The sequence below is a fragment of the Streptomyces sp. NPDC051677 genome, assembly GCF_044453465.1.
Taxonomy (GTDB): Bacteria; Actinomycetota; Actinomycetes; order Streptomycetales; family Streptomycetaceae; genus Streptomyces.
Map to the genome: position 1 here is coordinate 1 of NZ_JBITCT010000009.1, position 26,107 is coordinate 26,107.

A 26,107-nucleotide genomic window follows, 5' to 3' on the forward strand; every position below is an offset into this window, starting at 1 on the left:
ACGTGGCACCTCGCCCCAGTCACCACATAACGAAGAGGGACCATCCGGCCTCCGGCCAGACAGCCCCCCACCAAGATCTTCATCGGTCTTCTAGGAACTGTCCGGCCGATCATGTCGCAGACGCGGGGTCTGGCACGCGCTCCCCCACGCTCGGCTGCGCTCGCGCGGGAGGGACCCCCATCGCGTCGACGCCCTCCTCCGCCTTGCAGCTGCACGCACCAGACCCCGCTCACCGGCATCGGACAGGTACCGTCGCTTTCCTGCGACTTGATCGGCCGGACAGGTCCTAACGCGTGGCGCGCAGGACCCGGGAGCCTCCCACCGGCAGGTCCCACAGGTCCTCCCGCTCCAGCCCGGCCTTCTCCCAGGCCGCACGCACGCGCGTGAGGGGTTCCAGGACGGGCTCGGCGGAGAGCACGAACGTGGCCCAGTGCATGGGGGCCATGCGCCGTGCACCGAGGTCGAGAGCGGCGCGGACCGCCTCCTCCGGGTCGCAGTGGACGTCGCTGAGCCACCAGCGGGGGTCGTAGGCGCCGATGGGCAGCAGGGCGAGGTCGATGCCGGGGTATCGCCGTCCGATGCGGGAGAACCAGTGGCCGTAACCGGTGTCCCCGGCGAAGTAGAGACGCCTGCCGTCGGGGGCGGTGAGCACCCAGCCGCCCCAGAGGGAGCGGCAGGTGTCGGTGAGGCTGCGCTTGGACCAGTGGTGCGAGGGCACGAAGTCCAAGCGGACGCCGGACAGTTCGGCCGCCTCCCACCAGTCCAGCTCGGTGACGCGGCTGAACCGGCGGCGCAGGAACCAGCGGCCGAGCCCGGCCGGCACGAACACCGGTGTGTCGCGCGGGAGTCGGCGCAGCGTGGGGGCGTCCAGGTGGTCGTAGTGGTTGTGGCTGATGACGACGGCGTCGATGGGCGGCAGCGTCTCCCAGGGCACGCCTACGGGGGTGATGCGGGCCGGGGTGCCGATGATGCGGCGGGACCAGACCGGGTCGGTCAGGATCGTCAGGCCGCCCATGCTCACCACCCAACTGGCGTGTCCCGCCCAGGCGACGGCGATCGTGCCGGCGTCCACGCGGGGCAGCGGGGCGGGCTCGTAGGGGAGCCGGGGGATGTCGGCGAGGCCCTCCTTGCCGGGTCGTACGGAGCCCTCGCGGGCGAACCGGGCGAGGGCCTTGAGGCCGGGCAGCGGCGAGGTCAGCCGGTCGTGGAAGGTCCGCGGCCACACCCGCCGCTCGCCCAGCGGGCGGGGTTCGGAAAGCGGCGGGACGGGGGGCGCCGGCGGGGGCAGGGGGGCCGGGGCGTCGGCGTGCTCGGTGGTCACCGTGCCGGTGGCGGTCGACTCGGACTGCTGCGTCATCGAAGGGGCTCCCATCGCTGAGCGTCGTCACGGAGATCGTCGAAGACCGACCTCAGATGCATCAACGCGCGTTGCACGTGTGGCAGTTCCAACGGGGTGGGCGAGGTGAGGCATTCCGTGCGCTGCGCGTGCGGGCCGGCCAGCAGCATGCCCGTGGACAGCCGGACGCGCAGCGCCCCCAGGTCGTCGCCGAAGCGGTGTCCGCCCGGTGCGGGCATGCCGAGCCGGGTGGAGAGGAAGTCCTCCAGTTCCTGTGCGTCGCCCACGCCGTGCGCGGCGAGCGCGTCGCGCAGCGGGCCGAGGTCGACGTACAGGTGACGGCCGGCTTTCGGCGGCCGGACCAGGGCGCCGGCCGCGACCACGGTGGCGTGCGCGGCGGCGGCCACGCGCGCGTGCAGGCGTACGGCGACGGCCACGCGCGCGGTGACCGGCTCGGGCTCGGTCAGGGCGTACGCGGCCGCCGCGGCGACCGGTGCGGCCACGCGCGCGTCGAGGGCGGTGAGGACGTCGAGCACGCGCGCGTGCAGGTCGTCGCCGGCGGCCGAGGCCGGGAACCGGGCGACGGCCGCGGGCCAGCCGGTGGGCAGCAGGGCGCCGGCGAGGTCGCTGACGACGGTGACCTGCTCGGGCAGCATCTCGGCGGGGCTGACCGGCACGGTGTCGTGCGGGGCGTGCAGCGTGTCGCGCCAGGTCTCGTCGCTGACCAGGTGCAGCCCCTCGCCCGCGGCGGCCTCCACCGCCTCGTGCAGCACCTCGGGCGGCGCGACGGTGGCGGTGGGGTCGTCGGCGACGGACAGCACCAGCAGCCGCGGGTCCCCGCCCTCGGCGCGCACCCGGCGCACGGTCTCCAGCAGCGCGTACGGGTCGGGGACGCCTCCGCACTCGGCGGGCGTCGCCACGTGGAAGACGGGGCGGCCCAGCAGGCGCGCATACGGCGCCCACCAGGCCGCGCAGGGCCGGGGCACCAGGACGTCGCCGCCGACCGCGGCGGTCAGCGCGAGCAGCAGGGCGGGGGCGCCGGGTCCGGCGACGCCCCGTCCCGGCTCGGCGGGGGCGCCGCGCCGGGCCCAGTAGCCGCGGGCGGCGTCGAGGAGGGCGGGGCCGCCGCCGATCGGCTCGCTGTCGGCGCGGCCGGCGGCCTCGGCGAGCACCGCGGCGAGTTCGGGCAGTACCGGCAGGCCGTCCGGCGGGAGTGGCGGGCCGTAGCGGACGGGTCCGTGGTCCTCCGGTTCCGTCCGCCGCATGGGGTCCTCCGCGCAGTCCGTCCTGGTGCCGTCCCGGGCGGCGTCCCTGGTGCCTTGTGCCGTTCGCGGCCGCCGGACGTCGTGGGCCGGGCGGTGCGTGGGGTGCGGGACGTCTCGTACGGGGCTCGGCGTTCGTGCGGGGCCGGGCGCTCGTACGAGGCAGCTCGTGCCCCAGTGCTCTGAGTACCCACTGGGCCCGGCGCCCATGGCTGCCCCCGCGCGTTGCGCCGGTCACAGTGGGAACCGGGGTGGCAGCGCGGCGGGGTCAGGCGTCCCCCGCGGGGTGCCGGCGGTGCAGCCGGTGCACGGCGGCGCCGAGCGCGCCGACGATCAGCAGGCCGCCGGCGGCGAGCGCGGGGACGGAGTCGGTGAAGGCGCCTCCCCCGCCGGCCTGGACGCCGTGCTCGACGGTGGCGGGGGCGCAGCCGGTCTCGTGGGACCCGGTGGCGCGCGGCTGGGGCTCCGGCTCGGGCCGGGCGCACGGCGGGTCGGTGCGGCAGCCGTCGGTGCGGGTCGGGGAGGCGCCCTGCGGCTGCGTGCACGGCCGGCCCGTGGCGCAGGGCGCGCCGGGCGTCGTGGTGCACGGCTGTGTCTGGTGCGCCTCGCCGCGCGCGACGTCCAGGGGCGCGCTCCACGGCTTGCCCGGTGCGCCGGGCGCGGCCGGGCAGGTGCCGTCGACGGTCCAGGCGGCGTCCGGACCGGCCGCCACCGGGCTCACGTCGAGATCGGCGGCGGGGGCGATCCGGGCGGTGCCACGGTAGGCGGGCCCGGCCGGGGCGTCGTCGCCAGGGACCTTGCTCAGCTTGACGGTGCCGTCGGCGAAGGCCTTCGAGGTGGCGTCGAGGCTCTCGGGCGCGGTGGCGGTGAGGGGGCCGCAGGTGACGGACACGGTGACGTCGCCGCCGGGGGCGACGCTGCCCGGGCTGACCTCCGCCGCCGGGTCCGCGGCCGCGGCGGGAGAGACGGCGACCAGGGCGGCGCCGGCCACGGCGAGGGCGGAGAGGAAGTGGGCGGTGCGACCCATGGAACGGCTCCTTCGGCCGACGGCGGCGGGGCGGGGCGGGGTGTTGCCGCCCCACAGCCATCACAGCCCGGGGGAACCCGGGGCGCGCGCGGCCGGACGCCATTGGCGGGACGCGAGCCCCCAACCGGGTGACCCCGGCGCCCCGGGGCTGTCCCGGCGGGCTGCCGTCATGCCGCGTCGTTCAGAACCTGGTCCCGCAACCGGTGACAACACCGGTTGATCAGCCGGGACACATGCATCTGCGAGATCCCCAGCTGCTCGGCGATCCGGCTCTGCGTCATGTCGCCGAAGAACCTCATGTACAAGATCGCCCGCTCCCGCTCGGGCAGCGCGGCGAGCCGCAGCCGCACCGCCTCCCGGTCGACGACCGTGTCCAGCGCCGGGTCCGCCGCGCCGAGCGCGTCGCTCAGCGAGTACCCGTCCTCGCTGCCGGGCAGCTCCGCGTCCAGGGACAGCGTGCTGAAGCTCTCCAGCGCCTCCAGCCCGGTCCGGACGTCCTCCTCGCTCAGGTGTGCGTGCTCGGCGAGCTCGGCGACGGTGGGACGGCGCCCGGACATGGTCTGGGACAGGTCCTGGCCGGCGAAGCGCACACGGTTACGCAGGTCCTGGACCCGGCGCGGCACGTGCAGGGTCCACATGTGGTCACGGAAGTGCCGCTTGATCTCGCCGGTGACGGTGGGCACGGCGTAACTCTCGAAGGCGTGTCCACGCTCGGGGTCGTAGCGGTCGACGGCCTTGACCAGGCCGAGGGCGGCGACCTGGCGCAGGTCCTCGAAGCTCTCACCCCGGCTGCGGAAACGCCCGGCCAGGCGGTCGGCCATGGGCAGCCAGGCCTCGACGATCTCCCCGCGGAGTGCGTCGCGCCGCGGTCCCGGAGGCAGGGCGGCGAGCCTGTGGAAGGCGTCGGCGGTGTCGGGGGCGTCGTCGTGCGGGTGGTGCTTCGCGTTCGCTCGGTTCGGCATGGGACGTAGCAACTCCCTTGGAAGTGCTCTGGGTTGGCCGGTAACCGTGGAAGCGCGGCACCAGCCCGACCGGGCCTGCCGGGGCCTGCGAAGTCGCGGCCTCTCACGGACGTGCCTCCGGTCCGAAGCACTGTCGCTGCGCCTGCCCCGGCCCCTCGCCCCCAAACACCCGCCGAGGTTTCCCGCCGCCCGCCGGGGTCACTCGGGACGGATCGATCGTCAGGGTCCGGTCGTCGCGGGTCACGACCCCGCGCGTCCTACGCTCGTCCAGGTCAGCGCCTCGCCGACCGAACTCTTTCCTCCCGTCCGGCACGGACCCGTGTCGGCTCCCCGTCCTCGGGTACGCGGGGGGTCCACCGGCGAAGATCTGGAGGGAGAGACAGACATGCAGCGAGGCAGTGACCGGCTGAGCGTGCACCGGGACGACGAGATGAAGCACGAACTGCAGGGCCTGCTGAGGTCCGGACATCCCACGCGGACCGAGGAGTGGCACGACCCGGAGCCGTCCGCCGAGGACGACCCCGAGGTCTGGGGCGGGCCGGTGGTGCCGGGGAACTCCCGGGCGTCGCTGGCGACGGTGCGGCTGGAGCTCGCCCGGATCCTGGGCCGCAGCTCCTTCCCGGCGGGGCCGGGCGCGCTGGCCCTGGGGCTGCGCCGCAAGAACGCGCCCGACGCGCTCGTGGAGGCGGTGCGGCGGCTGCCGCACCGGGACCGCTACGCCAATGTCCAGGAGCTGGCGGAAGCGCTGGTCGGGGGCGGCGACTGATGGGTCGGGGCCGGGCCGCCGGGATCGCCGCCACGGGCTCCACCGTGGACGTCGGCGAGGCGACCACCCGCTATCTGCTGTACGGCCTGCTGCCGAGCTGGTTCGTGCCCGGTCTCGCCGACTGGGCGATGCACCGGCGGACCCGGATCGAGGACACGGCGGGCGCCAAGGAATCACTCATCCACTCGCTCATGATGGCCGAGGTCGGCGTCCCGATCGCGTTCACGCTGCGTTACGAGGTCAACCCGCTGCTGCTGTCCGTGCAGCTGGCCGGCGCCGCCGCGCACGAGGCGACCGCCCTGCGGGACGTGCGGACCGCCGTGCACAGCGCGCGCGAGGTCAAGCCCGTCGAGCAGCACATCCACAGCTTCCTGGAGGCGCTGCCGTTCGGTGCGCTGTCCGCCCTGATGTGCCTGCACGCCGACCAGGTGAAGCGCCTGCTGCGGGGCGGAGGGGGCGACGCGGACGCGTGGCGGCTGGTGCCGCGCAGGCGCCCGCTCTCGCCCGTCTACCTGGCGGGCATCGCCGGGGCCGTCGGCACGTGCGTGGCCCTGCCGTACGGCGAGGAGCTGCTGCGCTGCCTGCGCGCGGGCCGGACGAAGAAGCAACGGAAACGGCGTGCCGGGGCCGACCCGGCCCACTGGCAGGCCGTGTGACGACCGCGAAAGACACGGAAAGGACGTTGAACCCTCATGCGCATCGCGTTTCTGACGGCGCCCGAAGGCGTCGAGCAGGTCGAGCTCACCGAGCCCTGGCAGGCGGCGGTGGACGCGGGCCACGAACCCGTCCTGGTGTCGACCGAGTCCGGCGAGATCCAGGCGTTCCACCATCTCGACAAGGCCGACACGTTCATGGTGGACGAGGTGGTCGGCGAGGTGCCCGCGGAGTCCTTCGGCGGGCTGGTCCTGCCGGGCGGCGTCGCGAACCCCGACTTCCTGCGCACCGACGACCGGGCCGTGGGGTTCGTCAAGGAGTTCTTCGAGCAGGGCCGCCCGGTCGCCGCGATCTGCCACGCCCCGTGGACCCTCGTCGAGGCGGACGTCGTACGGGGCCGGGTGCTGACCTCGTGGCCGAGCCTGCGGACGGACATCCGCAACGCCGGCGGCTCTTGGGTCGACGAGCAGGTGAAGATCTGCGACCACGGCCCGAACAAGCTCGTCACCAGCCGTAAGCCGGACGATCTGAAGGCGTTCTGCGAGGCGTATCTGGACGTGTTCGCCAAGGAGGCGAGCTGATGGACGCGACCCCGTTCCCGGACGACCGCAAGCAGGAGCAGCGGGAGGCCTTCCGAGCCGAGGACCCGGCCGGCGGGCCCCTCACCACCGACCAGGGCGTGGCGGTCGACCACACCGACGACTCGCTCGCCGCGGGTGAGCGTGGTCCGACCCTGATGGAGGACTTCCACTTCCGGGAGAAGATCACCCGCTTCGACCACGAGCGGATCCCGGAGCGGGTGGTGCACGCGCGGGGCGCGGGCGCGTACGGCTACTTCGAACCGTACGAGTCCTGCGCGGAGTTCACCCGCGCCGCCTTCCTCCAGGACCCGGCGGTCCGCACGCCCGTCTTCGTGCGGTTCTCCACCGTGCAGGGGCCGAGGGGCTCCGCGGACACCGTGCGGGACGTGCGCGGCTTCGCAACCAAGTTCTATACGTCGGAAGGCAACTACGACCTGGTGGGGAACAACTTCCCGGTCTTCTTCATCCAGGACGGCATCAAGTTTCCCGACTTCGTGCACGCGGTGAAGCCGGAGCCGCACAACGACATCCCCACCGGCGCCTCCGCCCACGACAGCCTGTGGGACTTCGTCTCGCTGCAGCCGGAGACCCTGCACGCCGTCATGTGGCTGATGTCGGACCGGGCGATCCCGCGCAGCTACCGCATGATGCAGGGCTTCGGCGTGCACACGTTCCGGTTCGTGGCCGCCGACGGGCGGGGCACGTTCGTGAAGTTCCACTGGAAGCCGAAGCTGGGCGTGCACTCGCTGGTGTGGGACGAGGCCCAGGAGTGCCAGGGCCGCGACCCGGACTTCAACCGGCGCGACCTGTGGGACGCGATCGAGGCGGGCGAGTACCCGGAGTGGGAGCTGGGCGTCCAACTCGTGGCCGAGGAGGACGAGTTCGCCTTCGACTTCGATCTGCTCGACGCCACGAAGGTCATCCCCGAGGAGCAGGTGCCGGTCCGGCCGATCGGCCGGATGGTGCTGAACCGCAACCCGGAGAATTTCTTCGCCGAGACCGAGCAGGTCGCCTTCCACACGGCGAACGTGGTGCCGGGCATCGACTTCACCAACGACCCGCTGCTCCAGGCCCGCAACTTCTCCTACCTGGACACCCAGTTGATCCGGCTGGGCGGCCCCAACTTCAGTCAGCTTCCGGTGAACCGGCCCCTCGCCCCGGTCCGCAACAACCAGCGCGACGGCTACCACCAGAGCACGGTCCACCGGAGCACGAACTACTTCCCGAACTCCCTCGGCGGCGGCTGCCCGGCGCACGCGGGCGTCGAAGGAGAGGCGTTCACGCACTACACGGAGCGGATCGACGGGGCCAAGATCCGTCGGCGCAGCCCGAGTTTCCAGGACCACTACAGCCAGCCGGCCCTCTTCTTCCACAGCATGACGGACTGGGAGAGGCAGCACATCGTGCAGGCGTTCCGGTTCGAGCTGGGCAAGGTCGACGCACGGACGGTGCGCACCCGTACGGTCGAGGAACTGGCCAAGGTGGACGCCGAGTTGGCGCGCGAGGTGGCGCACGGCATCGGCGTCCCGGACCCTTCGGGGACAGAGCCGGAGTTCAAGCCCTCCTCCCCCGCCCTCAGCCTGGAGTCGGAGTCGCTGCGCGGCGACGGTTCGATCCGCACCAGGCAGATCGCGGTCCTGGTGACCGACGGGGTCGACCCCGAGCAGGTGACGTCGGTGCGCGAGGCGCTGGCCGACGAGGGCGCGATCGTGGAGGCGCTGGCGGCGACGGACGGCGAGGTGTCGGGCGCCGACGGCGAACTGTATACGGTCGACCGTGCGCTGCCGACGGTGGCCTCCGTGCTGTACGACGCCGTCCTGCTGCCCGGCGGTCCCACGGGCACTCCGTCGATCACCGCCGACCCGGACGCCATGCGCTTCGTACGGGACGCCTACCGGCACGGCAAGCCGGTCGGAGCCCTCGGCTCCGGTGTGGGCGTGCTGTCGGGGCTGCACCTGGAGGGGCTGCGGCTGTCCACCGAGTTCCACCGGGTGGTGGCGGACCAGGGCGTCGTCACGGACACCTCGCCGGGCACCGCGAGCCCCGAGTTCGTGCGGGAGTTCGTGACCGCGATCGCGGCCCACCGACACTGGAACCGGCCGCCGGTGGGCCACTGATCGCCCAAGGGCGGCGGTGATCGTCCGCAGACGGCGGTCTGCAGGCGGCGGTCTGCAGGCGGCGGTCTGCAGGCGGCGCAAGCAGCTGCGCGGCGGCTCCGGAGGGCTCAGGCCCCGCCGGGGCCGCCTGTCGTTCCGGGGCCCCACTTGCCGACCGGAGTGCCCGCCGAGGCGCCCTCCGGGGCCGCCCGGCCCCCGTTCGCCCCGGCGGCCCGCTCCCTGGCCCCCTCGCGGGTGCGGCCCGGGGAGACGAAGCGGCGTGGGTTGCGGCGCAGGTACTCGCCCTCCAGCTGGGCCATGCGGTCGTTGTGGGCGCGCAGGGCGTCGTTCGAGCCGTACAGCAGGGTGTCGTGGCGCGTGCGGTGGATCGTCTCCAGCTCTTTCATCAGCTGCTGGTCGTCCAGCCGGTCCGGGTCGACTCCGGTCATGGTGGTGCCCCGCTCGTCGTGTTCGTCCATGCGGTTCGGGTACCCGCCCGGGAAGCACTGCCAGCACTACCCCCGAGCGGCATCCGGGAGGGAGCCATGGATCTCGCGTTTCTGCATCCACTGTACGAACATTCCGGCCCGTGGGCCTCCGTGTACGTGGACACCTCCCGTCACACGGAGAACACGCCTCACGAACGTCACCTCACGGCCGCCGCGATGGCCCGTGAGCTGGCGCGGCAGGGCGCCGACGACGCCACGTGCCGGGCCGTCGAGCAGGCGATCGAGGGGCTGAGCCACTCCTCCGAGCCCCACGGGCGGGCCCTGTTCGCCCGGGCCGGCGAGGTCGTCCTCGATCCGGCGCTGGCCGCCCGGCCCCCGCAAGGCGACTGGGCGCGGTGGGCTCCGCTGCCGCGGGTCGCGCCCCTGCTGGAGCTGGCCGACCAGGACCCGGTGTGCGTCGTGGCGTACATCGACCGCAAGGGCGCGGACTTCGAGCTGCGCACCCCGTTGGCCCGGGAGAAGGTGGACACGGTCTCCGGTCGGCAGTACCCGCTCCACCGCACCGCGACGGCCGACTGGTCCGAGCGGCACTTCCAGCTCAAGGTCGAGAACACCTGGGAGCACAACGCGGCGGAGATCGCGGACGCGCTCAGCGTCTGCCAGGAGGAGACCCGCGCCGATCTGCTGGTGCTGGTCGGGGACGACCGGGAACGGCGGGCCGTGCACGAGCGGCTGCCGCAGCGACTGCAGGACCGGGTGGCCGAGATGGGCCACGGCGCCGGCAGCCGGCTGCTGGACGAGGACGTGGAGACGGCCCGGGCCGAGCATGTGCGGGGGCGCACCGAGGCCGAACTGGAACGCTTCCTCGCGGCCCGCGCCCCGGACGAGGCGGGGCGCGCCGGGGCGGTGGAGGGCGTGCCGGCGCTGGTCGAGGCGGCCCGTGAGCACCGTATCGACGAGCTGCTGATCCGGCCGGACGGCCCCGACGCCCACCGCGAGGTGTGGATCGGCGAGGACCCGGACCAGCTGGCGGTGCGCCGTACGGAGCTGAAGACGCTCGGCGAGCAGCACTCCTGGGCCGCACGGGCGGACGACGCGCTGATCCGGTCGGCGGTCGCCACGGACGCGAGCGCGCTCGTCGTACCGCCCGAGGCGCCCGAGGAGGCGCCGGTGGGCGGACTCGGCGCACTGCTGCGCTGGAAGTAGTGCCTACCGGGCCCGCTCCACGCGGCGCTCGTCCCACACCGGCTCCGGTGTCTCGCGGACCCGGCCGTCGCTGCCGAAGACCAGGTAGCGGTCGAAGGAGCGGGCGAACCAGCGGTCGTGGGTGACGGCGAGGACCGTGCCCTCGAAGGCCTCCAGGCCCTCCTGGAGGGCTTCGGCGGACTCCAGGTCGAGGTTGTCGGTCGGCTCGTCGAGGAGCAGGGCGGTGACGCCCTCCAGTTCGAGCAGCAGGATCTGGAACCGGGCCTGCTGGCCGCCGGAGAGCCGGTCGAAGTTCTGTTCGGCCTGTTGGGTCAGCTCGTAGCGGCGCAGCCGGGACATGGCCGCGCCCCGGTCCTGGGAGTGTTCCTTCCACAGGATGTCCAGCAGGGTGCGGCCCAGGAGCTCGGGGTGGGCGTGGGTCTGGGCGAAGTGCCCGGGCACCACGCGCGCGCCGAGCTTCCACTCCCCCGAGTGCGCCACGGTGTCGCCGGCCAGCAGGCGCAGGAAGTGCGACTTGCCCGAGCCGTTGGAACCGAGGACGGCGACCCGCTCGCCGTAGAACACCTCCAGGTCGAAGGGCTTCATCAGGCCGGTGAGCTCAAGTCCCTTGCAGGTGACGGCCCTCACCCCGGTACGGCCGCCCTTGAGGCGCATCGTGATGTCCTGCTCGCGCGGCGGCTCCGGCGGCGGGCCGGCCTCCTCGAACTTGCGCAGCCTGGTCTGGGCGGCCTGGTAGCGGGAGGCCAACTCATGGCTGATGGAGGCGGCCTGACGGAGGCTCAGGACGAGCTTCTTCAGCTGGGCGTGCTTCTCGTCCCAGCGGCGGCGCAACTCCTCGAAGCGGGCGAAGCGTTCGCGGCGGGCCTCGTGGTAGGTGGCGAAGCCGCCGCCGTGCACCCAGGCGTCGGCGCCCGCCGGGCCGGGCTCCACGGAGACGATCTTCTCGGCGGCGCGGGAGAGGAGTTCGCGGTCGTGGGAGACGAACAGGACCGTCTTACGGGTCTCCTTCAGCCGCTCCTCCAGCCACCGCTTGCCCGGCACGTCGAGGTAGTTGTCGGGCTCGTCGAGGAGCAGCACCTCGTCGGCGCCGCGCAGCAGCGCCTCCAGCACGAGCCGCTTCTGCTCGCCGCCGGAGAGGGTGCGCACCAGACGGAACTGGGCCTTGTCATAGGGGACGCCGAGCGCGGCCGTGGTGCACATGTCCCACAGCGTCTCGGCCTCGTACCCGCGCACCTCCGCCCAGTCGGCCAGGGCCTGCGCGTACTGGAGCTGGGCGGCCTCGTCGTCGACGGTCATGATCGCGTGCTCGGCCTTGTCGACGGCCTGCGCGACCTCCTGGATGCGGGGCGGGGCGACCGAGACCAGCAGGTCGCGTACGGTCGTCTCGTCGCGGACGGAGCCCACGAACTGGCGCATCACGCCCAGGCCGCCGGACACGGTGACGGTCCCGCCGTGCGGTTTCAGCTCCCCCGAGATCAGCCGCAGCAGGGTCGTCTTGCCGGCGCCGTTGGGTCCGACCAGGGCGACCACGGCTCCTTCACCGACCCGGAAGGACACGTCGCCGAGCAACGCCCTCCCGTCGGGGAGGTAGTACTCGAGGTGCGCGGCTTCCAGGTGTCCCATGGTGAGGCATTGTGCGGGGCGCCCGCGGGATGCGGCAAACCGTTATCGGCGCAGGCCGGACGACGCGCGGGTCCGCACGCAGGTCGCCGCCCCCCAGGTCAGCCGTCGGCGTCCTGAACCGGCTGGCCCGCCGGTCCGGCCTCCCCCGCCGGCGCCACGGTCGCACCCGCCCAGGACAGGGCCTTCCAGCCGTCGGCCGGGGAGCCCTCCAGGACGACCGTGCCGGTGTTGGCGAGGCGGTGGGTCGCGGCGAAGGGGACGTCCACGTTGTGGGCGCGGGCGGCGGACCAGGTGCGGATCGCGGCGCCGTGGCTGACCAGGGCGACGGTTCCGGCGCCGCTCGCCGCGGCCTCGGCGACCACGGCGTCGTACCGGGCGAGGAACTCGGCGCCGCTCTCCCCGCCCGGCATGCGCAGGTCCAGGTCTCCGGCCGCCCAGGCGAACGCCGTGCGCATGTAGAGCTCGCCCTGCTCGGAGTCGCCGGGGAGCATCTCCAGGTCGCCCGCGGAGATCTCCCGGAGCCCGTCGCGAACGAGGACGTCGAGGCCGCTCGCGGCGGCCAGCGGGGCGGCCGTGAGCCGGGTGCGCACGAGGGTGGAGACGTAGAGGGCCTCGATGTCCTCGTCGGCGAGGGCCTGCGGCAGGGCGGCGGCCTGCCGCTCGCCGAGTTCGGTGAGGCCGGGGCCGGGGACGGCGGTGTCGAGGAGGTAGTCCACGTTGGTGGGCGTCTGGCCGTGGCGGACGAGCAGCAGTCGCATGCAGTGACCCTCCGGTGGAGGCCGTGGTCGAAGCCGCCCCCGCTCGGGACGCGGCCGCTTCAGCGTACCCGGAGCCCATGGGTCCGGATATCGGCCCCACCGTCTCGGAACCGAAGGCCCGGCACCATCTCGCCAGCCCTCCTGACACGCCCTCCTGACCCGCACTCCTGACACACCGTCAGTCCGTATATCAAAACAATCAGTCTCACGATGCGGTTGTCGGCGTACGGTGGCGACACCGGGGATCCGGTTCGGTCCCGGTCCGTCGAGAAGGGGTAGAGCCATGCCGAAAGCGCAGGAGACCGCCGTCTACACGCACGGACACCACGAGTCGGTGCTGCGTTCGCACACCTGGCGGACGGCCGCCAACTCCGCGGCCTACCTGCTCGGTTCGCTGAAGCCGCACATGAAGATCCTGGACATCGGCTGCGGGCCGGGCACCATCACCGCCGACCTGGCCGCCCTGGTCCCCGACGGGCACGTCACCGGCGTCGACCACGCGCCGGGCATCCTGGAGCAGGCGCGGGCCACGGCCGACGAGCGGGGCCTGACCAACCTCGACTTCGCGGTCGCCGACGTGCACGCCCTGGAGTACCCCGACGACACGTTCTGCGTCGTCCACGCCCACCAGGTGCTCCAGCACGTGGGCGACCCCGTCCAGGCGCTGCGCGAGATGCTGCGGGTGACGAAGCCGGGCGGGTACGTCGCGGTCCGCGACTCGGACTACGCGGCGATGACCTGGTACCCGGCCTCGCCCGGCATGGACGACTGGCTGGACCTGTACCGCCGGGTGGCGCGGTCCAACGGCGGCGAGCCGGACGCCGGGCGCCGGCTGAAGTCCTGGGCGCTGGCCGCCGGGCTCACCGACCTCACGGCCACCTCCGCCACCTGGACCTTCAGCACCCCCGAGGAGCGGGCCTGGTGGAGCGGCCTGTGGGCCGACCGCACCGTGGCCTCGGCGTACGCGGAGCGCGCCACCCAGGGCGGACACGCCACGCAGGAGCAACTGCGCGCCGTCTCGGCGGCCTGGCGGGAGTGGGGGCAGCACGAGGACGGCTGGTTCAGTGTCCTGCACGGAGAGATTCTGTGCCGAAAGGGCGTCTAAATTCTGGATTCCGGGAAACACGGAATCCAGGAGGTTCACACTATGGTTCCCATCTTGCTGGTACTGCTGCTGGTGCTACTGCTTTTCGGTGCCGGATTCGCAGTGAAGTTGCTGTGGTGGATCGCAATCGCGGTTCTCGTCGTCTGGCTGCTGGGATTCCTCTTCCGCGGGACCTCAGCGGCGGGAGGCAGGGGACGTTGGTACAGGTGGTGAGCTGATCCCGGGGCTCTCCACAGCGTCATTCCCGGGGCAGCAGCGGTCCGAGCGGCCCGAGGTCCAGATTCAGGTCCTCGGGCCGCAGTCCGTAGCGGTCGCGCAGCTCGGCCATGCGGTCGTCGAGCATCATCAGGGTGAGCCCGATGCGCTCCTCCTGCTCCTCGCTCAGATCCCCCGTGTCGAAGCGGCGCAGCGCCTGCCGTTCCATCAGCTGACGCAGCAACTCCACCACGGTCAGGACGAGTTTCACCAGGTCGCGCTCGACGGTGTCGGGTTCGAGGTCGACACGCCTGCGTCGGTCGGTCACAGCAACTCCCCCCACGGTGAAGGAACTTGTTCGTTCACCGAGCTGATCAGCGCGTTCAGGTCGATGCGGACGAGATCGACGTCCGCGATGCGCAGGGTGATGTCCCCCGTGACGACGACCCCGCCGGCCAGCAGCCGGTCGAGCAGGTCGACGAGGGCGACCTCACGGCGCTCCACGACGGTCATGCCCCCTCCCCCGGCTGCCCCGCCCCGGACTCCGCGACGGACTCCGCATTCCCGCCGGACGCCCGATTCCCCGCGGACTCCTCATTCCCCGCGGGCTCCTCTTTCCCTGCGGGCTCCACAAAGGAATATGCAGCCCACGGTCCGGTGAGTTCCACCCGCATTTCCGATTCCTCGCCCTTGGTGCGATCCACGATTTCCACGAATTCCTCGGATTCGGCGCGCGGCACGAGATAGGCGGCGTTCAGCACGTTCTGGCCGGAGAGCTTCGAGAGGGCGGGGTTCTGCGGCGGATGAAGGCGGGCGTCGTCGGCGTGCGCGGACAGGGTCGAGTGCAGACGTCCGGCGAATCGCTCGGCACGCTGCCAGGTGTCCTCATGGGCCCGGGCCCTCGTACGCCGCTGCATCAGGTAGTCGCGGCCCGAGGCAGGCTTGGCCGGCGCGGGCTCGGCCTCCTGCGCCTCCGGCTCGACGTACACCTTCACACCCCACTCGACCCGTCCCGCGAGCCGCTCCAGGGTGCGCCGGAAGTCGTCCTCGCGCTCCTCCATCATCACGCGGACGCCGCTGTCGTCCCGGAAGACGGTGGCGAGCCGGAGCGGCAGCGGCGTGGTGACGGCGGTGAGGGCGTCGATCACCTGCTGGTGGGCGCGGGCGGTCTCGGTGAGCCAGTCCAGGTCCTCCAGATGGCGACGGAGCGGCTCCTCGGCGAAGTCCCGCTCCGGCACATGGCTGACCACGGCGATCAGACCGTGGTGGGTGAGCAGTCTGGGCGGATCGCCCGCCACGCCCGGCAGATCGGCCTGGAGCGGCGCGCCGAGGGGACGGCAGACGGCGTACACATAGCGCAGTCCGGTCACGGGGACTCCTCTCGGACGTTCCTACGGGCGCTCTGCGGCGCGTCCTTGCGGGAGCGGCCCGGCTCCAGTTCCTCCAGTTCCTCCAGTCGCGCCAGGCGCTCCCGCAACTCGGCGTTCTCCCGCGCGAGTTCCTTGCGCCGGGCCCCGGAGGACAGGGCCGGGTCGTCCTCCCACCAGTCGATGCCCATCTCCTTCGCCTTGTCGACGGAGGCGACGATGAGGCGGAGCTTCACGGTGAGCAGCTCGATGTCGAGCAGGTTGATCCGGATGTCGCCGGCGATCACGATGCCCTTGTCGAGCACCCGTTCCAGGATGTCGGCGAGGTTGGCCCCGCCGCCCTGACCGTACGGCTCCGGCAGCCGGCTCGGCATGCTCATCGCCGGCTCCTGCCCTCGTCGTACTGCTCCTCGTCCTCGGGCTCCTCCTCGTCGTACTCCTCGTACTCGTCCTCGGCCTCCTGCGGCCCGCCGCCCTCGTCCTGCGCGGACTCCTCGTCCTCGTCGTACTCCTCGTCGTCGGCCTCGTCGCTCTCGTCCTCGGCGTACGGGGCGTCCTCCTCGTACTCCTCATCGTCCTCCCGGTCGCCTTCCTCGGCGACCGCGTCCTCGTGGGAGGTGACGACCTCGCCGTCGCGGATCTCGCCGCGCCAGCTGTCCTGAGCCTCCCCCTTGATGGTGATGAAGCGGGCGAAGTTCTTCAGGTCGAGTCGGGCGCGACGGCCCTGGGCACGCCAGATGTTGCCGGTCTTCTCGAACAGACCCGTGGGGTAGTACTCGATGACGAGCAGGATCCGGGTGAGGTTCGGGGCGAGCTCGTGGAAGGAGACGACGCCCTTCGTCGTGCCCTTGGCGCCCTCCGACGTCCAGGCGATCCGGTCGTCCGGCACCTGTTCGGTGGTCTTCGCCTTCCAGCTCCGGTTGGACCAGAAGACCTTCGCCTGCCAGTCGCTGGTGGTGTCGTCGGCGCGGTTCGCGCTCTTGACGCCCTTGGCGAAGGTGCTGAAGTCCTGGTACTGCGTCCACTGGTCGTAGGCGGTGCGCAGCGGCACGCCGACGTCGATCGTCTCCATGATCACGGTCGGCTTCTTGCCCGCGCTCTTCTTGCGCTTGCCGCCGCCGAGGCTCTTCAGGGCGCCGGTCACCTTGTCCTTGGCCCGCGAGGCGCCGAGCTCCAGCGCGGAGCGCAGCGGCCCCTTGCCCTCCGCCATCTTGCGACCGCCGTCGAGGGCGAGCTTCGCGAAGCCGGGGCTGTTGCCCTCGGCGATGTCGTTGAGCTTGCTCGTGGTCTCGCCGAGCTTGTGTCCGACGCCGACCAGCACGCGTTGGGCCTGGGCGGCGAGGTATTCCTGCACCTCTTCCTTGAGCCGGTCGGCGGCCTCGCTGTGGGCCACGTCGGACAAGGGGCTGCCGCCGGCCGCCTTGCCGGCTCCGGCGACCGCGGACGTCGCGGACTTGGCGGATCCCAGGGTCTCGGTCATCGGTCATCGCCTCCCTTCGGCCGCCGGGTCCGGGAGGCGGACGCCGAGGCGCGTCCCGAAGAGCTCCTGGACGCGGTCCTCGCCGCCGGCTTCCCGGCCGACGCGGTCTTCTTCGCGGCCGTCTTGCGAGCCGGAGACTTCCGGGCGGCCGTCTTCTTCGCGGGAGCCTTCTTCGCGGGGGCGTTGCGGGCCGTCTTCTTCGCCGGCGCCTTCTTCGCCGCCCGCTTCCTCGGCGGCGCCTCGTCGGCCCGGCCCTCCGCCTCGTCCTCCGCGTCGTCTTCCTCCTCGGAGTCCGAGTCCTGGGAGTCCTGAGCGTCCTCGGAGTCCTGAGCGTCCTCGGAGTCCTGAGCGTCCTCGGAGTCCTGAGCGTCCTCGGAGTCCTGAGCGTCCTCGGAGTCCTCGGAGTCCCGCGGCTCCTCGTTGTCGTCGTACTCCTCGTCCTCCTCTGTCTCCTGCTCGTCCTGAGACCCGCCGGGCAGGACGCCCGCGAGCTGGTCGCGCACCTCGGCGGTGCGACCGTGCAGGCGATCGGAGAGGGCCTCCATCTGCCGCTCGACCATGGCCCCGGAGGCCGCCTTGCCGACGCCGCGCAGGTCCTCGCGCAGCTGGTCCCCGATCTCCTTGAACTGCGGGTTGTCCCGCAGTTGCCGGGAGGCCAGGTCGGCGAGCGCGCGCGGCGTCAGGTTCAGTTTCTTGCCGGCCACCAGCGAGCCCACGGCGAAGGCCAGCTTCATCTTCTTGGTACGTCCGAGGACGTACCCGGCCCCGACCGCGAGGCCCATTCCCACTCGGTTCATCCTGCCCACCCGTCGTCCGTTCCCGCGCTCCTGCGCGTCGCGATCTCCAGCCGGTCGAGAAGCTCGTCCTCCTGCTGGTCGAACTCCTCCTCGGTGATCTCGCCGGCCTCCAACCGCTCCTCCAACCGGGCGAGTTCGGTCCGAACCGTGGCCGGGTCGTAGTAGATCCGCTCGGCTTCCTGGAGGACCTGTCTGATCACCCAGCCGCTGCCGCGCACGGGGGCGAACGGCAGCAAAAGCACCTCTGAGATGAGTCCCATCACGCACCTACTCCGTGGCGGCGTCCGCCGGTACGGCCGGATCCGCCGGACCGGGATCGACGAAGCTGTACGGCGGCAGCGGCCCGTTGACCCGCACTTCGAGGTGCGGACGGCCCTTGCGCAACTCCTCCGCGGCCTCCAGGAAGCCGGCCGCCGAGTCCCGGTCCACCAGGAACGAGACGTTGACCAGCCAGCCCGTGGACTCGGGGCCCACGGCGGTGGCCGCGGCCAGCGGCGTGAGGCTCTGCTGCACGTCGGCCGCGTCCTCGGCCTCCTTGGCTTTGACCGCGGCGGCCACCATCTCGCCGAGCTGCAGCCGCTGCTCGTAACTGCCGCCGCCCGACTGCCGGTTGGCCTCGGCGAGCGCGCGCAGCTCGGGGCTGTCGGCCATCACCTGGTGCAGGACGGCCTCCTCGACGTGCGAGGCCTTGACGTTGTACTCGACCCTGCCGTCGAGGGCGTCCAGCCGCTCGACGTAGTGCTCGGCGCGCTCGGCGAGGACCCCGGTGACGGAGCTGTCGTCGGGCGCCACGCTGCCGAACCGCATGGGCAGCACACAGCCGGCCGCGCCGGTCTCGGCGAGCACGTTCTGGTGGGCGAGCAGCTCCCTGCGCTTGGGGCGCAGCCCTTCGGGGGCGTCGCTGACGACGGCCGCCAGCTCGCCCTCCTTCAGCACGCGCACCGGCAGCTGCGGGTCGCCGACGCCGGCCAGTCCGTCGGGGAGGGCCGGGTGCGAGCTCGCCACGATGCCGTAGACGTACGTACTCACTCCTCTTCCTCCTTCCGGCGCGAAGCGGTGCTCTTACGCGGACGCGGCCTGGGCTCCCGCTCGCGCTCCCCCGAGGAGCTCTCGTCACGGGCCTGCTTGAAGGCGTCGGAGACGGTCTCCGCGGCGCCGGCCAGCGCGCCCTTGGACTTGCCGCGTGCGCCGGACTCGGTGATCTCGCCGACCATGTCCGGCAGGCCCGGGCTCTTGCGCGGCCCCGCCTCCAGGTCGAGCCGGTTGCAGGCCTCGGCGAAGCGGAGATACGTGTCGACGCTGGCCACGACGACTCGTACGTCGATCTTGAGGATCTCGATGCCGACCAGGGAGACCCGTACGAACGCGTCGATGACGAGACCCCTGTCTAGGACGAGCTCCAGCACGTCGTAAAGGCCGCTGGAGCCGCCTCCGCCGCCGGTCTGTTGTGCCGGGACAACGGTCATGTCGACCGCGCCTCCTTGTCTCGGATTGGATGGTCGTCTCGGAAGGGAACGGGCCGGCGGGCCTAGCGGCCGCCCGGCCGGTGTGCGTCGGCTCGCCCGCGTTCGTAACGGCGGACGCGCCGATAGCCGGTGAGCTGTCCCTCCGGATCGAGGTCGACCTGGTAGCTCGCCATCAGGCTCATCGTGTCGGGCACGCGGGCGAGTTCCAGGACCTCGATCTCCAGGGACCAGCCGTCCTCCGTCTGCTCGAAGGACGAGACGCTTTCGGCGGCCATGCCGGTCAGTTCCGCGAGCTGGGCGCGCGCCTGGCGCAGCACCTCCATGGGGCTGGGTCGGTCGTCCGTCACGCTGCCGCCCTCGCCTTCTGCGCTCCGTGGATCCTGGGATTCACGTGAAGCTCGTGACTTTTCCGTGCTTTTTGTGTTCACCATGGCCACCTCTTCCTCCGGGTGGCCTGAAGGCTCTTGGCCAAACCTTCACGAGCCGCGAAGTGCGGCGAGCCGGCGCCGGGCCGGGCCGAGGGCGCGCCCGCGGCCCGGCATCTGGGACCAGGGCCGGGTGCGGGCCTGCTCGACGGCGTCGGCGATGGTCCAGCGGCGCGGGCCGAGCTCCGGATCGGCGAGCTGCTCCCAGGTGATCGGCGTGGCGACCGGCGCTCCGGGCCGGGCCCGCACCGTGAAGGGGGCTACGGCGGTCTGGGCGTAGGCGTTGCGTTGTACGTCCAGGTAGAGGCGGTCGCCGCGGTCCTTGATGCGGGCGGCCGTGGTCAGCCGGTCGGGGTGTTCGGCGACGAGCAGCTCGGCGGCGTCCCGGGCGAGGCCGCGCACCTCGTCGAAGCCGGAGCCGTCGGAGCCGTCGGAGCGGCCGGAGCCGTCGAGGGGGACGACGACGTGCAGTCCGCGCGAGCCGGTCGTCATCAGGGCGGAGGGCAGCCGCAGCTCGCCGAGCAGCTCGCCCAGCCATCCGGCGGCCTCGCGGACGGCGGCGAAGGGGGCGCCGTCGGCCGGGTCGAGGTCGAAGATCATCAGGTCCGGGCGGTCGACCCGACCGGCCCTCGACAGCCAGCGGTGCAGGGTGAGGCAGGCCTGGTCGGCGAGGAAGGCGAGGGTGGCGGAGTCGTCACAGACGGTGTGGCACACCGTGCCGTCCTCCTTGGCCACCTCGACCCGTGTGATCCACTCCGGATAGTGCGCGGGGGTGTTCTTCTGCATGAAGCGGGGGCCGTCGATCCCGTCCGGATGCCGTTCCAGCATCAGCGGGCGGCCGCGCAGCTGCGGCAGCATGAACGCGGCGACCGACCGGTAGTACGCGACGAGGTCGCCCTTCGTGTACTCCTTGCCGTCCTCGCCGGCCGGGAAGAGCACCTTGTCCGGCCGGTGCACCTCGACGGTACGGCGGCCGGCGCGCACCGTGCGCACCTCGCCGCCGGCGCCGCCGCCTGCGCCCCTGCTCATGGCGCGATCGCCTGCTCCACCAGCAGCCGGGCGGACGCGGCGATCGACTCGGCGTCGATGCCCGCGGCGTGCAGCTGCTCGGCCGGGCTCGCCGAACCGGGCATCGTCCGCACGGCGAGGCGCACCAGCCGGGGCATCGGCCGCCCGTCGAGGAAGGCGTCGAGGACGGCGTCCCCGAGGCCGCCCTGCTCATGGTGGTCTTCCACGCTCAGCAGCAGCCCGGTCTCCTCGGCGGCACGCCGCAGCGTGGCCCGGTCGACGGGCTTGACCGAGTACAGGTCGACGACGCGGACGGCGATGCCCTCGCCGGCGAGCGCGTCGGCGGCCTGCAGCGCCTCGTGCACGGTGACGCCGGCCGCGACGATCGTCATGCGGTCCCCTTCGGAGGAGCGCAGCACCTTGCTGCCGCCGACGGGGAACTCCTCGTCGGGCCCGTAGAGCACCGGTCCGGCGCCGCGCGAGGTGCGCAGATAGCGGACGCCGTCCAGGCCGGCCATGGCGGTGACGAGCCGGGCGGTCTGGTTGGGGTCGCAGGGATACAGCACGGTCGAGCCGTGCACGGCCCGGAACATCGCCAGGTCCTCCAGGCCCATCTGCGAGGGCCCGTCCTGCCCGATGGAGACCCCGGCGTGCGAGCCGACCAGGTTGATGCCGGCTCCGCTGATCGAGGCCATGCGGACGAAGTCGTACGCCCGGGTCAGGAAGGCCGCGAACGTGGACGCGTACGGCACCCAGCCGCGCGTCGCCAGGCCTACCGCGGCGGCGACGAGCTGCTGTTCGGCGATGTAGCACTCGAAGAAGCGGTCGGGATGCTCCTTGGCGAATGCCTCGGCGCGGGTCGAGTCGCTCACCTCGCCGTCGAGGGCGACGACGTCCTCGCGGGCGGCGCCGAGGGCGGCGAGGGCCTGCCCGTAGGCGTCCCGGGTGGCCGCCTCCTCGCCCTTCTCCCACCTGGGCAGGTCGAGGTGCCCGGTGGGCACGGAGTGCAGCATGCGCGCCTCGGCCGGTGCGTGCACCTGAACGCGCAGGTCGCGGACGCCGCCCAGCTCCTCGATCGCCTCGTCGGCGTCGGGCAGCGGCTTTCCGTGCAGGCCCTCGCGGTCCTGGACGGACTCGACGCCCTTGCCCTTGAGGGTGCGGGCGAGGATCGCGGTGGGCTGGCCCTTGGTGGAGACCGCCTCGCCGTACGCGCGGTCGATCGCGTCCACGTCGTGCCCGTCGATCTCGACCGTGTGCCAGCCGAAGGCCTGGAAGCGGCGGGCGTAGGCGTCGAGGTGGTGGCCGTGCCGGGTGGGGCCGCGCTGGCCGAGGCGGTTGACGTCCACGATCGCCGTGAGGTTGTCGAGGTGTTCGTGGCCCGCGTGCTCGGCGGCCTCCCACACCGAGCCCTCGGCGAGCTCGCTGTCCCCGCACAGCACCCACACGCGGTGACCGTCCCGCTCCAGCCGTTTCCCGGCCAGCGCGATGCCGACGCCCACCGGAAGCCCCTGACCGAGCGATCCGGTGGCCGTCTCGACCCAGGGCAGCCGCTGTGGGGTGGGGTGCCCTTCGAGCCGGCTGCCGAGCTTGCGGAAGGTGAGGAGTTCCTCGTCGTCGACGGCCCCGGCGGCCTTGTAGGCGGAGTACAGCAACGGGGAGGCATGGCCCTTGGAGAGGACGAAGCGGTCGTTGCCCGGGTGAGCGGGGCGGTCGAAGTCGTAGCGGAGATGGTGGGCGAGCAGTACGGCCATCAGGTCCGCGGCCGACATCGAGGACGTCGGGTGCCCGGACCCCGCGGCCGCGGAGGCACGCACACTGTCCACCCTCAACTGCTGTCCGAGTTCGGTGAGTTCGGCGGTGTCCATCGGGCTACTGGTCTCCTTCTACGCGATCCTCGCGGACGTCACCGCGCTTGACGGGCCCGGGCGCCGGATGCCCTCTGGCGGGCGCGTGCCCCGGCTGGTTCTTCGCCGGCTCCGGCGCGGGCTGGTTCTTCGCGGGCTCCGGCCCGGGCTGGTTCTTCGCGGGCTCCGGCCCGGGCTGGTTCTTCGCGGGCTCCGGCCCGGGCTGGTTCTTCGCCGGCTCCGGCCCGGGCTGGTTCTTCGCCGGCTCCGGCCCGGGCTGGTTCTTGGCCGGCTCCGGCCCGGGCTGGTTCTTGGCCGGCTCCGGCCCGGGCTGGTTCTTGGCCGGCTCGGGTCCCGGCTGGTTCCTGGCGGGTTCGGCGCCGGGCCGGCTCCCCTCCGCCTCGGCTGCGGAGTCGTCCTTGGCCACCTCGGGGGTCGGGGAGGTGATCGTCTGGTGGTCGTCGGGCTCGGAGTCGGGCCCCGCGCCCGGGGCCGCACCGGCGATCTCGGGGTCGGACCCCTCCTTCGCCACCTCGGGCGTCGGCGACGTGATCGTCTGATGGTCGGTCTCGGTATCGGGTTCGTCGGTCGCGTCCTCGGGGACGGCCGCGCCGGGGCCGGAAACCGTTTCCCGCCCGGCGGCGCCCGGTACCCGTGCCAGCTCGGGCGACGCCGTGTCCAGCGGTACCGACCAGGACCGTACGAGGCCCAACTGGACGGACTGGCGCGGGAGTACGGCGTCCAGCAGCCAGTCGGCGGCCACGCGGACGCGGTTGCCGGGCATCGCGGCGAGATGGTAGCCGCGGGCGACCGCCCCGGCCGCGGGACCGGACAGATGGACGCCGAGCGGATTCGCGGCCGCCTGCACCCCGCCCAGGTCTACGACGAACCCCAGATCCTTGTGCCGGTACGGTCGCAGACCGCCCCCGCCGCCGAACGAGGCGGCGACGTTCTGTCCGGCCACCTTGCCCTGCCGCCACGCGTGCTGCGCGGTCATCGGCGCGTACTCCCCGGGCCGCTCCAGATCGGGTACCGCGGCCGCGTCACCGCAGGCGAACACCTCGGGCCGGCCCGGCGCCTGCAGGGTCGGCTCGACGAGCAGCCGCCCCCGCTCCAGGGGCAGTCCGAGCGACTCCGCGAGCGGATCCGGCCGTACGCCCACGCACCACACCAGGGTGCGGGTGTCGACGAACTCGCCGTCGGTCAGCAGGACTCCCTCGCCCGTGGCCTCCTTCACGGAGGTCCCCATGCGCACCTCGACGCCCCGTTCGCGCAGCACCCGGTCGGCGGTGCGCGAGAGCCGTTCGTCCAGTTCGGGCAGGACGCGCTCGGCGACGTCGAGAAGCAGCCAGCGCGGCCGCAGGCCCGTGCGCAGGGGGTGGTCTCGCACCAGCGCGTCGGTCAACCGCTGTCCCTGTGCGGCGACTTCGGTGCCCGTGTAGCCCGCCCCGACCACGACGAACGTGCAACGCGCCACGAAGTCGGCCGCGTTGTCGCCGGAGGCGGCCAACTCCACCTGCCGGGTGAGGTGATCGCGCAGATAGAGCGCCTCGGGCAGACCGCGGAAGCCGTGCGCGTGCTCGGCGACCCCGGGGATGGGCAGCAGCTTGTTGACGCTGCCCGCGGCGAGCACGAGCCGGTCGTAACCGAGCGCGCCCGTGTCGCCCTCGGGGTCGGTGTAGTGGACGGTGCGCGCGTCGAGGTCGATGCGGTCGGCCTCGCCCAGCACGAGCCGTACGTCGCGCAGGGTGCCGGACAGCGACACGGTGACCCGGCGCGGTTCGAGGATGCCCGCCGCCACCTGGGGCAGCAGCGGCACGTACAGGAAGTAGTCGGTCGGGTTGAGCAGGGTGATGTCGGCCCGTCCCCGGGCCGCCCGGGCCAGCGTGCGGGCCGCCCGGTATCCGGCGAAGCCTGCTCCGACGATCACGATGCGGGGTCGGCTCACGGTTCGCCTCCGGCGGTGTTCGGACGGTGGTGCGGACGGTTGTCGTACGAGGGTTTCCGCGTCCCCCTGGCTGTGGCGGCCAAACGTGCGCCGGTGTCCCGCCCGGGCGGTCCTGCACGGCTACGGCCATGGCTATGCCTATAGCTGCGGCTGCGGCTGCGGCTGCGGCTGGGCCTCAGCTCCGGCCTCGTCGGCGCAGGCCGACCCCGACAGCGCCGACGGAGGCGCCCAGCGCGCCGGCCAGCAGGCCCTTCCCCATCCGCCCCCGGTTGCGCGAGACCCACTCCTGCGCGCTGCGGTCGGCCGCTTCCCCGTCGAAACGCCCGTGCGGCCCGAAGTCGTGCCCGTGCGGCCCGTCCGCGGGGGCCCACAGGTTCCCCATGCCTGCGTGGTCGCCGGCGTCCTGCTGGGCGTCGAAGCCGGTCCGCGCCAGATACCGGTCCAACAGCGCCGGTGCGACGGCGTTGGCGATCAGGGTCGCCGCCGTGGACCCGCCCACCCAGTACTCGCGCCGCCTGCCGTGCCCGGCCGCGTGCACGATCGCTCGCGCGGCGACCTCGGGCTGGTACACCGGCGCCACCGGCCGGGCCCGCCCGGGCATCCGGTTCAGGACCCACTCGAACTGCGGTGTGTTCATCGCGGGCAGCTGCACCATCGTCGTGCGGATCCTGCTGCCCGCATGCAGCAGCTCGCACCGCAGCGACTCGTTGAACCCCTGGATCGCGTGCTTGGCCCCGCAGTACGCCGACTGCAGCGGCACCCCGCGGTACGCGAGCGCCGAGCCGACCTGCACGATCGTGCCGCGGCCCCGCCGCAGCATGTGCCGCAGGGCCGCGCGGGTGCCGAACACATAGCCCAGATAGGTCACTTCGGTGACCCGGCGGAACTCGTCCGGGGTGATCTCGGTGAACGGCGCGAAGACGCCGGCGAAGGCGTTGTTGACCCAGACGTCGATGCCGCCGAAGACGTCGACGACCTGCTGCGCGGCGTCCTCGACGGCCTTGGCGTCGGCCGTGTCGACGCTCACGACGAGCGCCTCACCGCCGGCGCGCCGCACGTCCTCCGCCGCGGCGGCGAGGCCCTCGCGGCCCCGGGCCAGGAGGGCGACCCGGTCGCCGCGGGCGGCGAAGGCCACGGCCGTGGCCCGGCCCACGCCCCCGCTGGCCCCGGTCACCACGACGGCCCTGCCGGCTCCTCGGCGGATGCTCACCGTGTGTCACCCCCGGTGGTGCGGGTTCTCGGGGTCGATGTCGTCCAGGCGCGGCGCCTCGCCCGGTTCCGGCACACCGGCGCCGGGCGCGGTCGGCGGCATCGGCGGGTACGCCGTGCCGGTACCGCCGGGCGGCCCGGCCGGCGGCGTGCCGCCGATGACCCGCCCGTGGCTCCTGGGCCGCGGCGTGTGGGGCTGGGCGGCGCCCCGCAGCAGGTACGCCGCGACGCCGAGGATCGCGGCGGTGATCAGCGCCGCGGCCCAGCCCGGCAGGCCCACGTCGAGGGCCAGGCCGATCGCGAGTGCGACGGCCGCGCCCGCGTAGAGGGCGACGGCGCCGGACGCGGCGTACAGCGTGGCCTTGCGGCGCTGCTTGCGGGTCTGCTCGCGCAGTTCGTCGCGGATCGTCTCGCGCGCCACCTGCGCCAGTTCGTCGACCAGATGCTTGTCCAGATGCTCCAGGTGATCGATGCGCTCCATGGCCGCCGGGTACCCGCCGTCACCGAGGCGTAACGCCACGGGCCGGCGCACCGCGGCGGGCA

The 26,107-nt window shown here is 73.0% G+C and carries 29 protein-coding genes; 7 read left to right on the forward strand and 22 right to left on the reverse strand.

Going from position 1 to position 26,107, the window contains the following annotated elements; translation table 11 throughout:
• Nucleotides 1–286: 286 nt before the first annotated feature.
• From ACIBAF_RS12595 to ACIBAF_RS12610, 4 genes are all read right to left on the reverse strand, one after another.
• Nucleotides 287–1,357 carry an MBL fold metallo-hydrolase gene (locus ACIBAF_RS12595; RefSeq protein ID WP_399463170.1) on the reverse strand — a complete coding sequence of 357 codons (1,071 nt, stop codon included), beginning with the start codon at nt 1,355–1,357 and terminating at the stop codon, nt 287–289.
• Nucleotides 1,354–2,601: an aminotransferase class I/II-fold pyridoxal phosphate-dependent enzyme gene (locus ACIBAF_RS12600; RefSeq protein WP_399463171.1), complete on the reverse strand. Its 1,248-nt coding sequence runs from the start codon at nt 2,599–2,601 to the stop codon at nt 1,354–1,356. Before ACIBAF_RS12600 ends, ACIBAF_RS12595 begins: the two co-directional genes overlap by 4 nt.
• A gap of 265 nt (nt 2,602–2,866) precedes the next feature.
• Nucleotides 2,867–3,625 carry a hypothetical protein gene (locus ACIBAF_RS12605; RefSeq protein WP_399463172.1) on the reverse strand — a complete coding sequence of 253 codons (759 nt, stop codon included), beginning with the start codon at nt 3,623–3,625 and terminating at the stop codon, nt 2,867–2,869.
• Between the two features lie 167 nt (nt 3,626–3,792).
• Nucleotides 3,793–4,587, reverse strand: a complete 795-nt coding sequence (locus ACIBAF_RS12610; protein WP_399463173.1) for an RNA polymerase sigma factor SigF — start codon at nt 4,585–4,587, stop codon at nt 3,793–3,795.
• A 385-nt stretch (nt 4,588–4,972) separates the two neighbouring features.
• Between ACIBAF_RS12610 and ACIBAF_RS12615 the strand changes: the two genes are divergently transcribed.
• From ACIBAF_RS12615 to ACIBAF_RS12630, 4 genes are read left to right on the forward strand one after another with little or no spacing between them, the layout of a single operon-like run.
• Nucleotides 4,973–5,353, forward strand: coding sequence for a DUF2795 domain-containing protein (locus tag ACIBAF_RS12615; protein WP_399463174.1), 381 nt, complete (start codon nt 4,973–4,975; stop codon nt 5,351–5,353).
• Nucleotides 5,353–6,009 (forward strand): diguanylate cyclase, encoded by a 657-nt coding sequence (locus tag ACIBAF_RS12620; RefSeq protein WP_399463175.1) that lies wholly within the window; start codon nt 5,353–5,355, stop codon nt 6,007–6,009. Before ACIBAF_RS12615 ends, ACIBAF_RS12620 begins: the two co-directional genes overlap by 1 nt.
• Before the next feature lie 36 nt (nt 6,010–6,045).
• A complete protein-coding gene (locus tag ACIBAF_RS12625) occupies nt 6,046–6,588 on the forward strand; it encodes a type 1 glutamine amidotransferase domain-containing protein (RefSeq protein ID WP_399463176.1) in 543 nt (180 codons plus the stop codon).
• The gene (locus tag ACIBAF_RS12630; RefSeq protein ID WP_399463177.1) at nt 6,588–8,705 is read left to right on the forward strand and encodes a catalase; all 2,118 of its coding nucleotides are present in this window, start codon (nt 6,588–6,590) and stop codon (nt 8,703–8,705) included. Before ACIBAF_RS12625 ends, ACIBAF_RS12630 begins: the two co-directional genes overlap by 1 nt.
• Before the next feature lie 107 nt (nt 8,706–8,812).
• Here ACIBAF_RS12630 and ACIBAF_RS12635 read toward each other — a convergent pair whose 3' ends face one another.
• A complete protein-coding gene (locus ACIBAF_RS12635; protein WP_399463178.1) occupies nt 8,813–9,163 on the reverse strand; it encodes a DUF6158 family protein in 351 nt (116 codons plus the stop codon).
• Nucleotides 9,164–9,229: 66 nt separating this feature from the next.
• Here ACIBAF_RS12635 and ACIBAF_RS12640 point away from each other — a divergent pair, with 66 nt between their 5' ends.
• Nucleotides 9,230–10,339: a Vms1/Ankzf1 family peptidyl-tRNA hydrolase gene (locus ACIBAF_RS12640; protein WP_399463179.1), complete on the forward strand. Its 1,110-nt coding sequence runs from the start codon at nt 9,230–9,232 to the stop codon at nt 10,337–10,339.
• 3 nt (nt 10,340–10,342) lie between these two features.
• Here ACIBAF_RS12640 and ACIBAF_RS12645 read toward each other — a convergent pair whose 3' ends face one another.
• Complete coding sequence (locus tag ACIBAF_RS12645) at nt 10,343–11,962, reverse strand: ABC-F family ATP-binding cassette domain-containing protein (RefSeq protein ID WP_399463180.1); 1,620 nt, start codon at nt 11,960–11,962, stop codon at nt 10,343–10,345.
• A 98-nt stretch (nt 11,963–12,060) separates the two neighbouring features.
• Nucleotides 12,061–12,720 (reverse strand): histidine phosphatase family protein, encoded by a 660-nt coding sequence (locus tag ACIBAF_RS12650; protein WP_399463181.1) that lies wholly within the window; start codon nt 12,718–12,720, stop codon nt 12,061–12,063.
• Nucleotides 12,721–13,003: 283 nt separating this feature from the next.
• On the opposite strand from ACIBAF_RS12650, the gene ACIBAF_RS12655 reads away from it, so the two are divergent.
• A complete protein-coding gene (locus tag ACIBAF_RS12655; protein ID WP_399463182.1) occupies nt 13,004–13,825 on the forward strand; it encodes a class I SAM-dependent methyltransferase in 822 nt (273 codons plus the stop codon).
• A gap of 42 nt (nt 13,826–13,867) precedes the next feature.
• Nucleotides 13,868–14,038: a hydrophobic protein gene (locus tag ACIBAF_RS12660; RefSeq protein ID WP_329222400.1), complete on the forward strand. Its 171-nt coding sequence runs from the start codon at nt 13,868–13,870 to the stop codon at nt 14,036–14,038.
• A gap of 25 nt (nt 14,039–14,063) precedes the next feature.
• Here ACIBAF_RS12660 and ACIBAF_RS12665 read toward each other — a convergent pair whose 3' ends face one another.
• The 15 genes from ACIBAF_RS12665 to ACIBAF_RS12735 all read right to left on the reverse strand — a co-directional run bounded on the left by ACIBAF_RS12665 (nt 14,064) and on the right by ACIBAF_RS12735 (nt 26,045).
• Nucleotides 14,064–14,348, reverse strand: a complete 285-nt coding sequence (locus ACIBAF_RS12665; protein ID WP_399463183.1) for a gas vesicle protein K — start codon at nt 14,346–14,348, stop codon at nt 14,064–14,066.
• Entirely contained in the window at nt 14,345–14,533 is a 189-nt protein-coding gene (locus ACIBAF_RS12670; RefSeq protein WP_079658578.1) for a gas vesicle protein, read from the reverse strand. Before ACIBAF_RS12670 ends, ACIBAF_RS12665 begins: the two co-directional genes overlap by 4 nt.
• On the reverse strand, nt 14,530–15,390 hold the full coding sequence (locus tag ACIBAF_RS12675; protein ID WP_399463184.1) for a GvpL/GvpF family gas vesicle protein: 861 nt from the start codon (nt 15,388–15,390) through the stop codon (nt 14,530–14,532). Before ACIBAF_RS12675 ends, ACIBAF_RS12670 begins: the two co-directional genes overlap by 4 nt.
• The gene (locus ACIBAF_RS12680; protein ID WP_399463185.1) at nt 15,387–15,767 is read right to left on the reverse strand and encodes a gas vesicle protein; all 381 of its coding nucleotides are present in this window, start codon (nt 15,765–15,767) and stop codon (nt 15,387–15,389) included. Before ACIBAF_RS12680 ends, ACIBAF_RS12675 begins: the two co-directional genes overlap by 4 nt.
• Nucleotides 15,764–16,867 carry an SRPBCC family protein gene (locus ACIBAF_RS12685; RefSeq protein ID WP_399463186.1) on the reverse strand — a complete coding sequence of 368 codons (1,104 nt, stop codon included), beginning with the start codon at nt 16,865–16,867 and terminating at the stop codon, nt 15,764–15,766. The genes ACIBAF_RS12680 and ACIBAF_RS12685 overlap by 4 nt, the downstream gene beginning before the upstream one ends.
• Nucleotides 16,864–17,664 carry a DNA primase gene (locus ACIBAF_RS12690; RefSeq protein ID WP_399463187.1) on the reverse strand — a complete coding sequence of 267 codons (801 nt, stop codon included), beginning with the start codon at nt 17,662–17,664 and terminating at the stop codon, nt 16,864–16,866. The genes ACIBAF_RS12685 and ACIBAF_RS12690 overlap by 4 nt, the downstream gene beginning before the upstream one ends.
• Nucleotides 17,661–17,924, reverse strand: coding sequence for a gas vesicle protein GvpG (locus ACIBAF_RS12695; RefSeq protein WP_399463188.1), 264 nt, complete (start codon nt 17,922–17,924; stop codon nt 17,661–17,663). Before ACIBAF_RS12695 ends, ACIBAF_RS12690 begins: the two co-directional genes overlap by 4 nt.
• Before the next feature lie 7 nt (nt 17,925–17,931).
• Nucleotides 17,932–18,693: a GvpL/GvpF family gas vesicle protein gene (locus ACIBAF_RS12700; protein ID WP_399463189.1), complete on the reverse strand. Its 762-nt coding sequence runs from the start codon at nt 18,691–18,693 to the stop codon at nt 17,932–17,934.
• Nucleotides 18,690–19,130 (reverse strand): gas vesicle structural protein GvpA, encoded by a 441-nt coding sequence (locus ACIBAF_RS12705; protein WP_399463190.1) that lies wholly within the window; start codon nt 19,128–19,130, stop codon nt 18,690–18,692. Before ACIBAF_RS12705 ends, ACIBAF_RS12700 begins: the two co-directional genes overlap by 4 nt.
• A gap of 62 nt (nt 19,131–19,192) precedes the next feature.
• The gene (locus ACIBAF_RS12710) at nt 19,193–19,561 is read right to left on the reverse strand and encodes a gas vesicle protein (RefSeq protein ID WP_399463191.1); all 369 of its coding nucleotides are present in this window, start codon (nt 19,559–19,561) and stop codon (nt 19,193–19,195) included.
• A gap of 45 nt (nt 19,562–19,606) precedes the next feature.
• Nucleotides 19,607–20,584 carry a non-homologous end-joining DNA ligase gene (gene ligD, locus ACIBAF_RS12715; RefSeq protein ID WP_399463192.1) on the reverse strand — a complete coding sequence of 326 codons (978 nt, stop codon included), beginning with the start codon at nt 20,582–20,584 and terminating at the stop codon, nt 19,607–19,609.
• Nucleotides 20,581–22,428 (reverse strand): transketolase, encoded by a 1,848-nt coding sequence (locus ACIBAF_RS12720; protein ID WP_399463193.1) that lies wholly within the window; start codon nt 22,426–22,428, stop codon nt 20,581–20,583. The genes ligD and ACIBAF_RS12720 overlap by 4 nt, the downstream gene beginning before the upstream one ends.
• Nucleotides 22,429–22,432: 4 nt before the next feature.
• Nucleotides 22,433–24,355, reverse strand: coding sequence for an FAD-dependent oxidoreductase (locus ACIBAF_RS12725; protein ID WP_399463194.1), 1,923 nt, complete (start codon nt 24,353–24,355; stop codon nt 22,433–22,435).
• A 175-nt stretch (nt 24,356–24,530) separates the two neighbouring features.
• Nucleotides 24,531–25,559: an SDR family oxidoreductase gene (locus ACIBAF_RS12730; RefSeq protein WP_399463363.1), complete on the reverse strand. Its 1,029-nt coding sequence runs from the start codon at nt 25,557–25,559 to the stop codon at nt 24,531–24,533.
• A gap of 12 nt (nt 25,560–25,571) precedes the next feature.
• Complete coding sequence (locus tag ACIBAF_RS12735) at nt 25,572–26,045, reverse strand: phage holin family protein (RefSeq protein WP_399463195.1); 474 nt, start codon at nt 26,043–26,045, stop codon at nt 25,572–25,574.
• Nucleotides 26,046–26,107 lie beyond the last annotated feature (62 nt).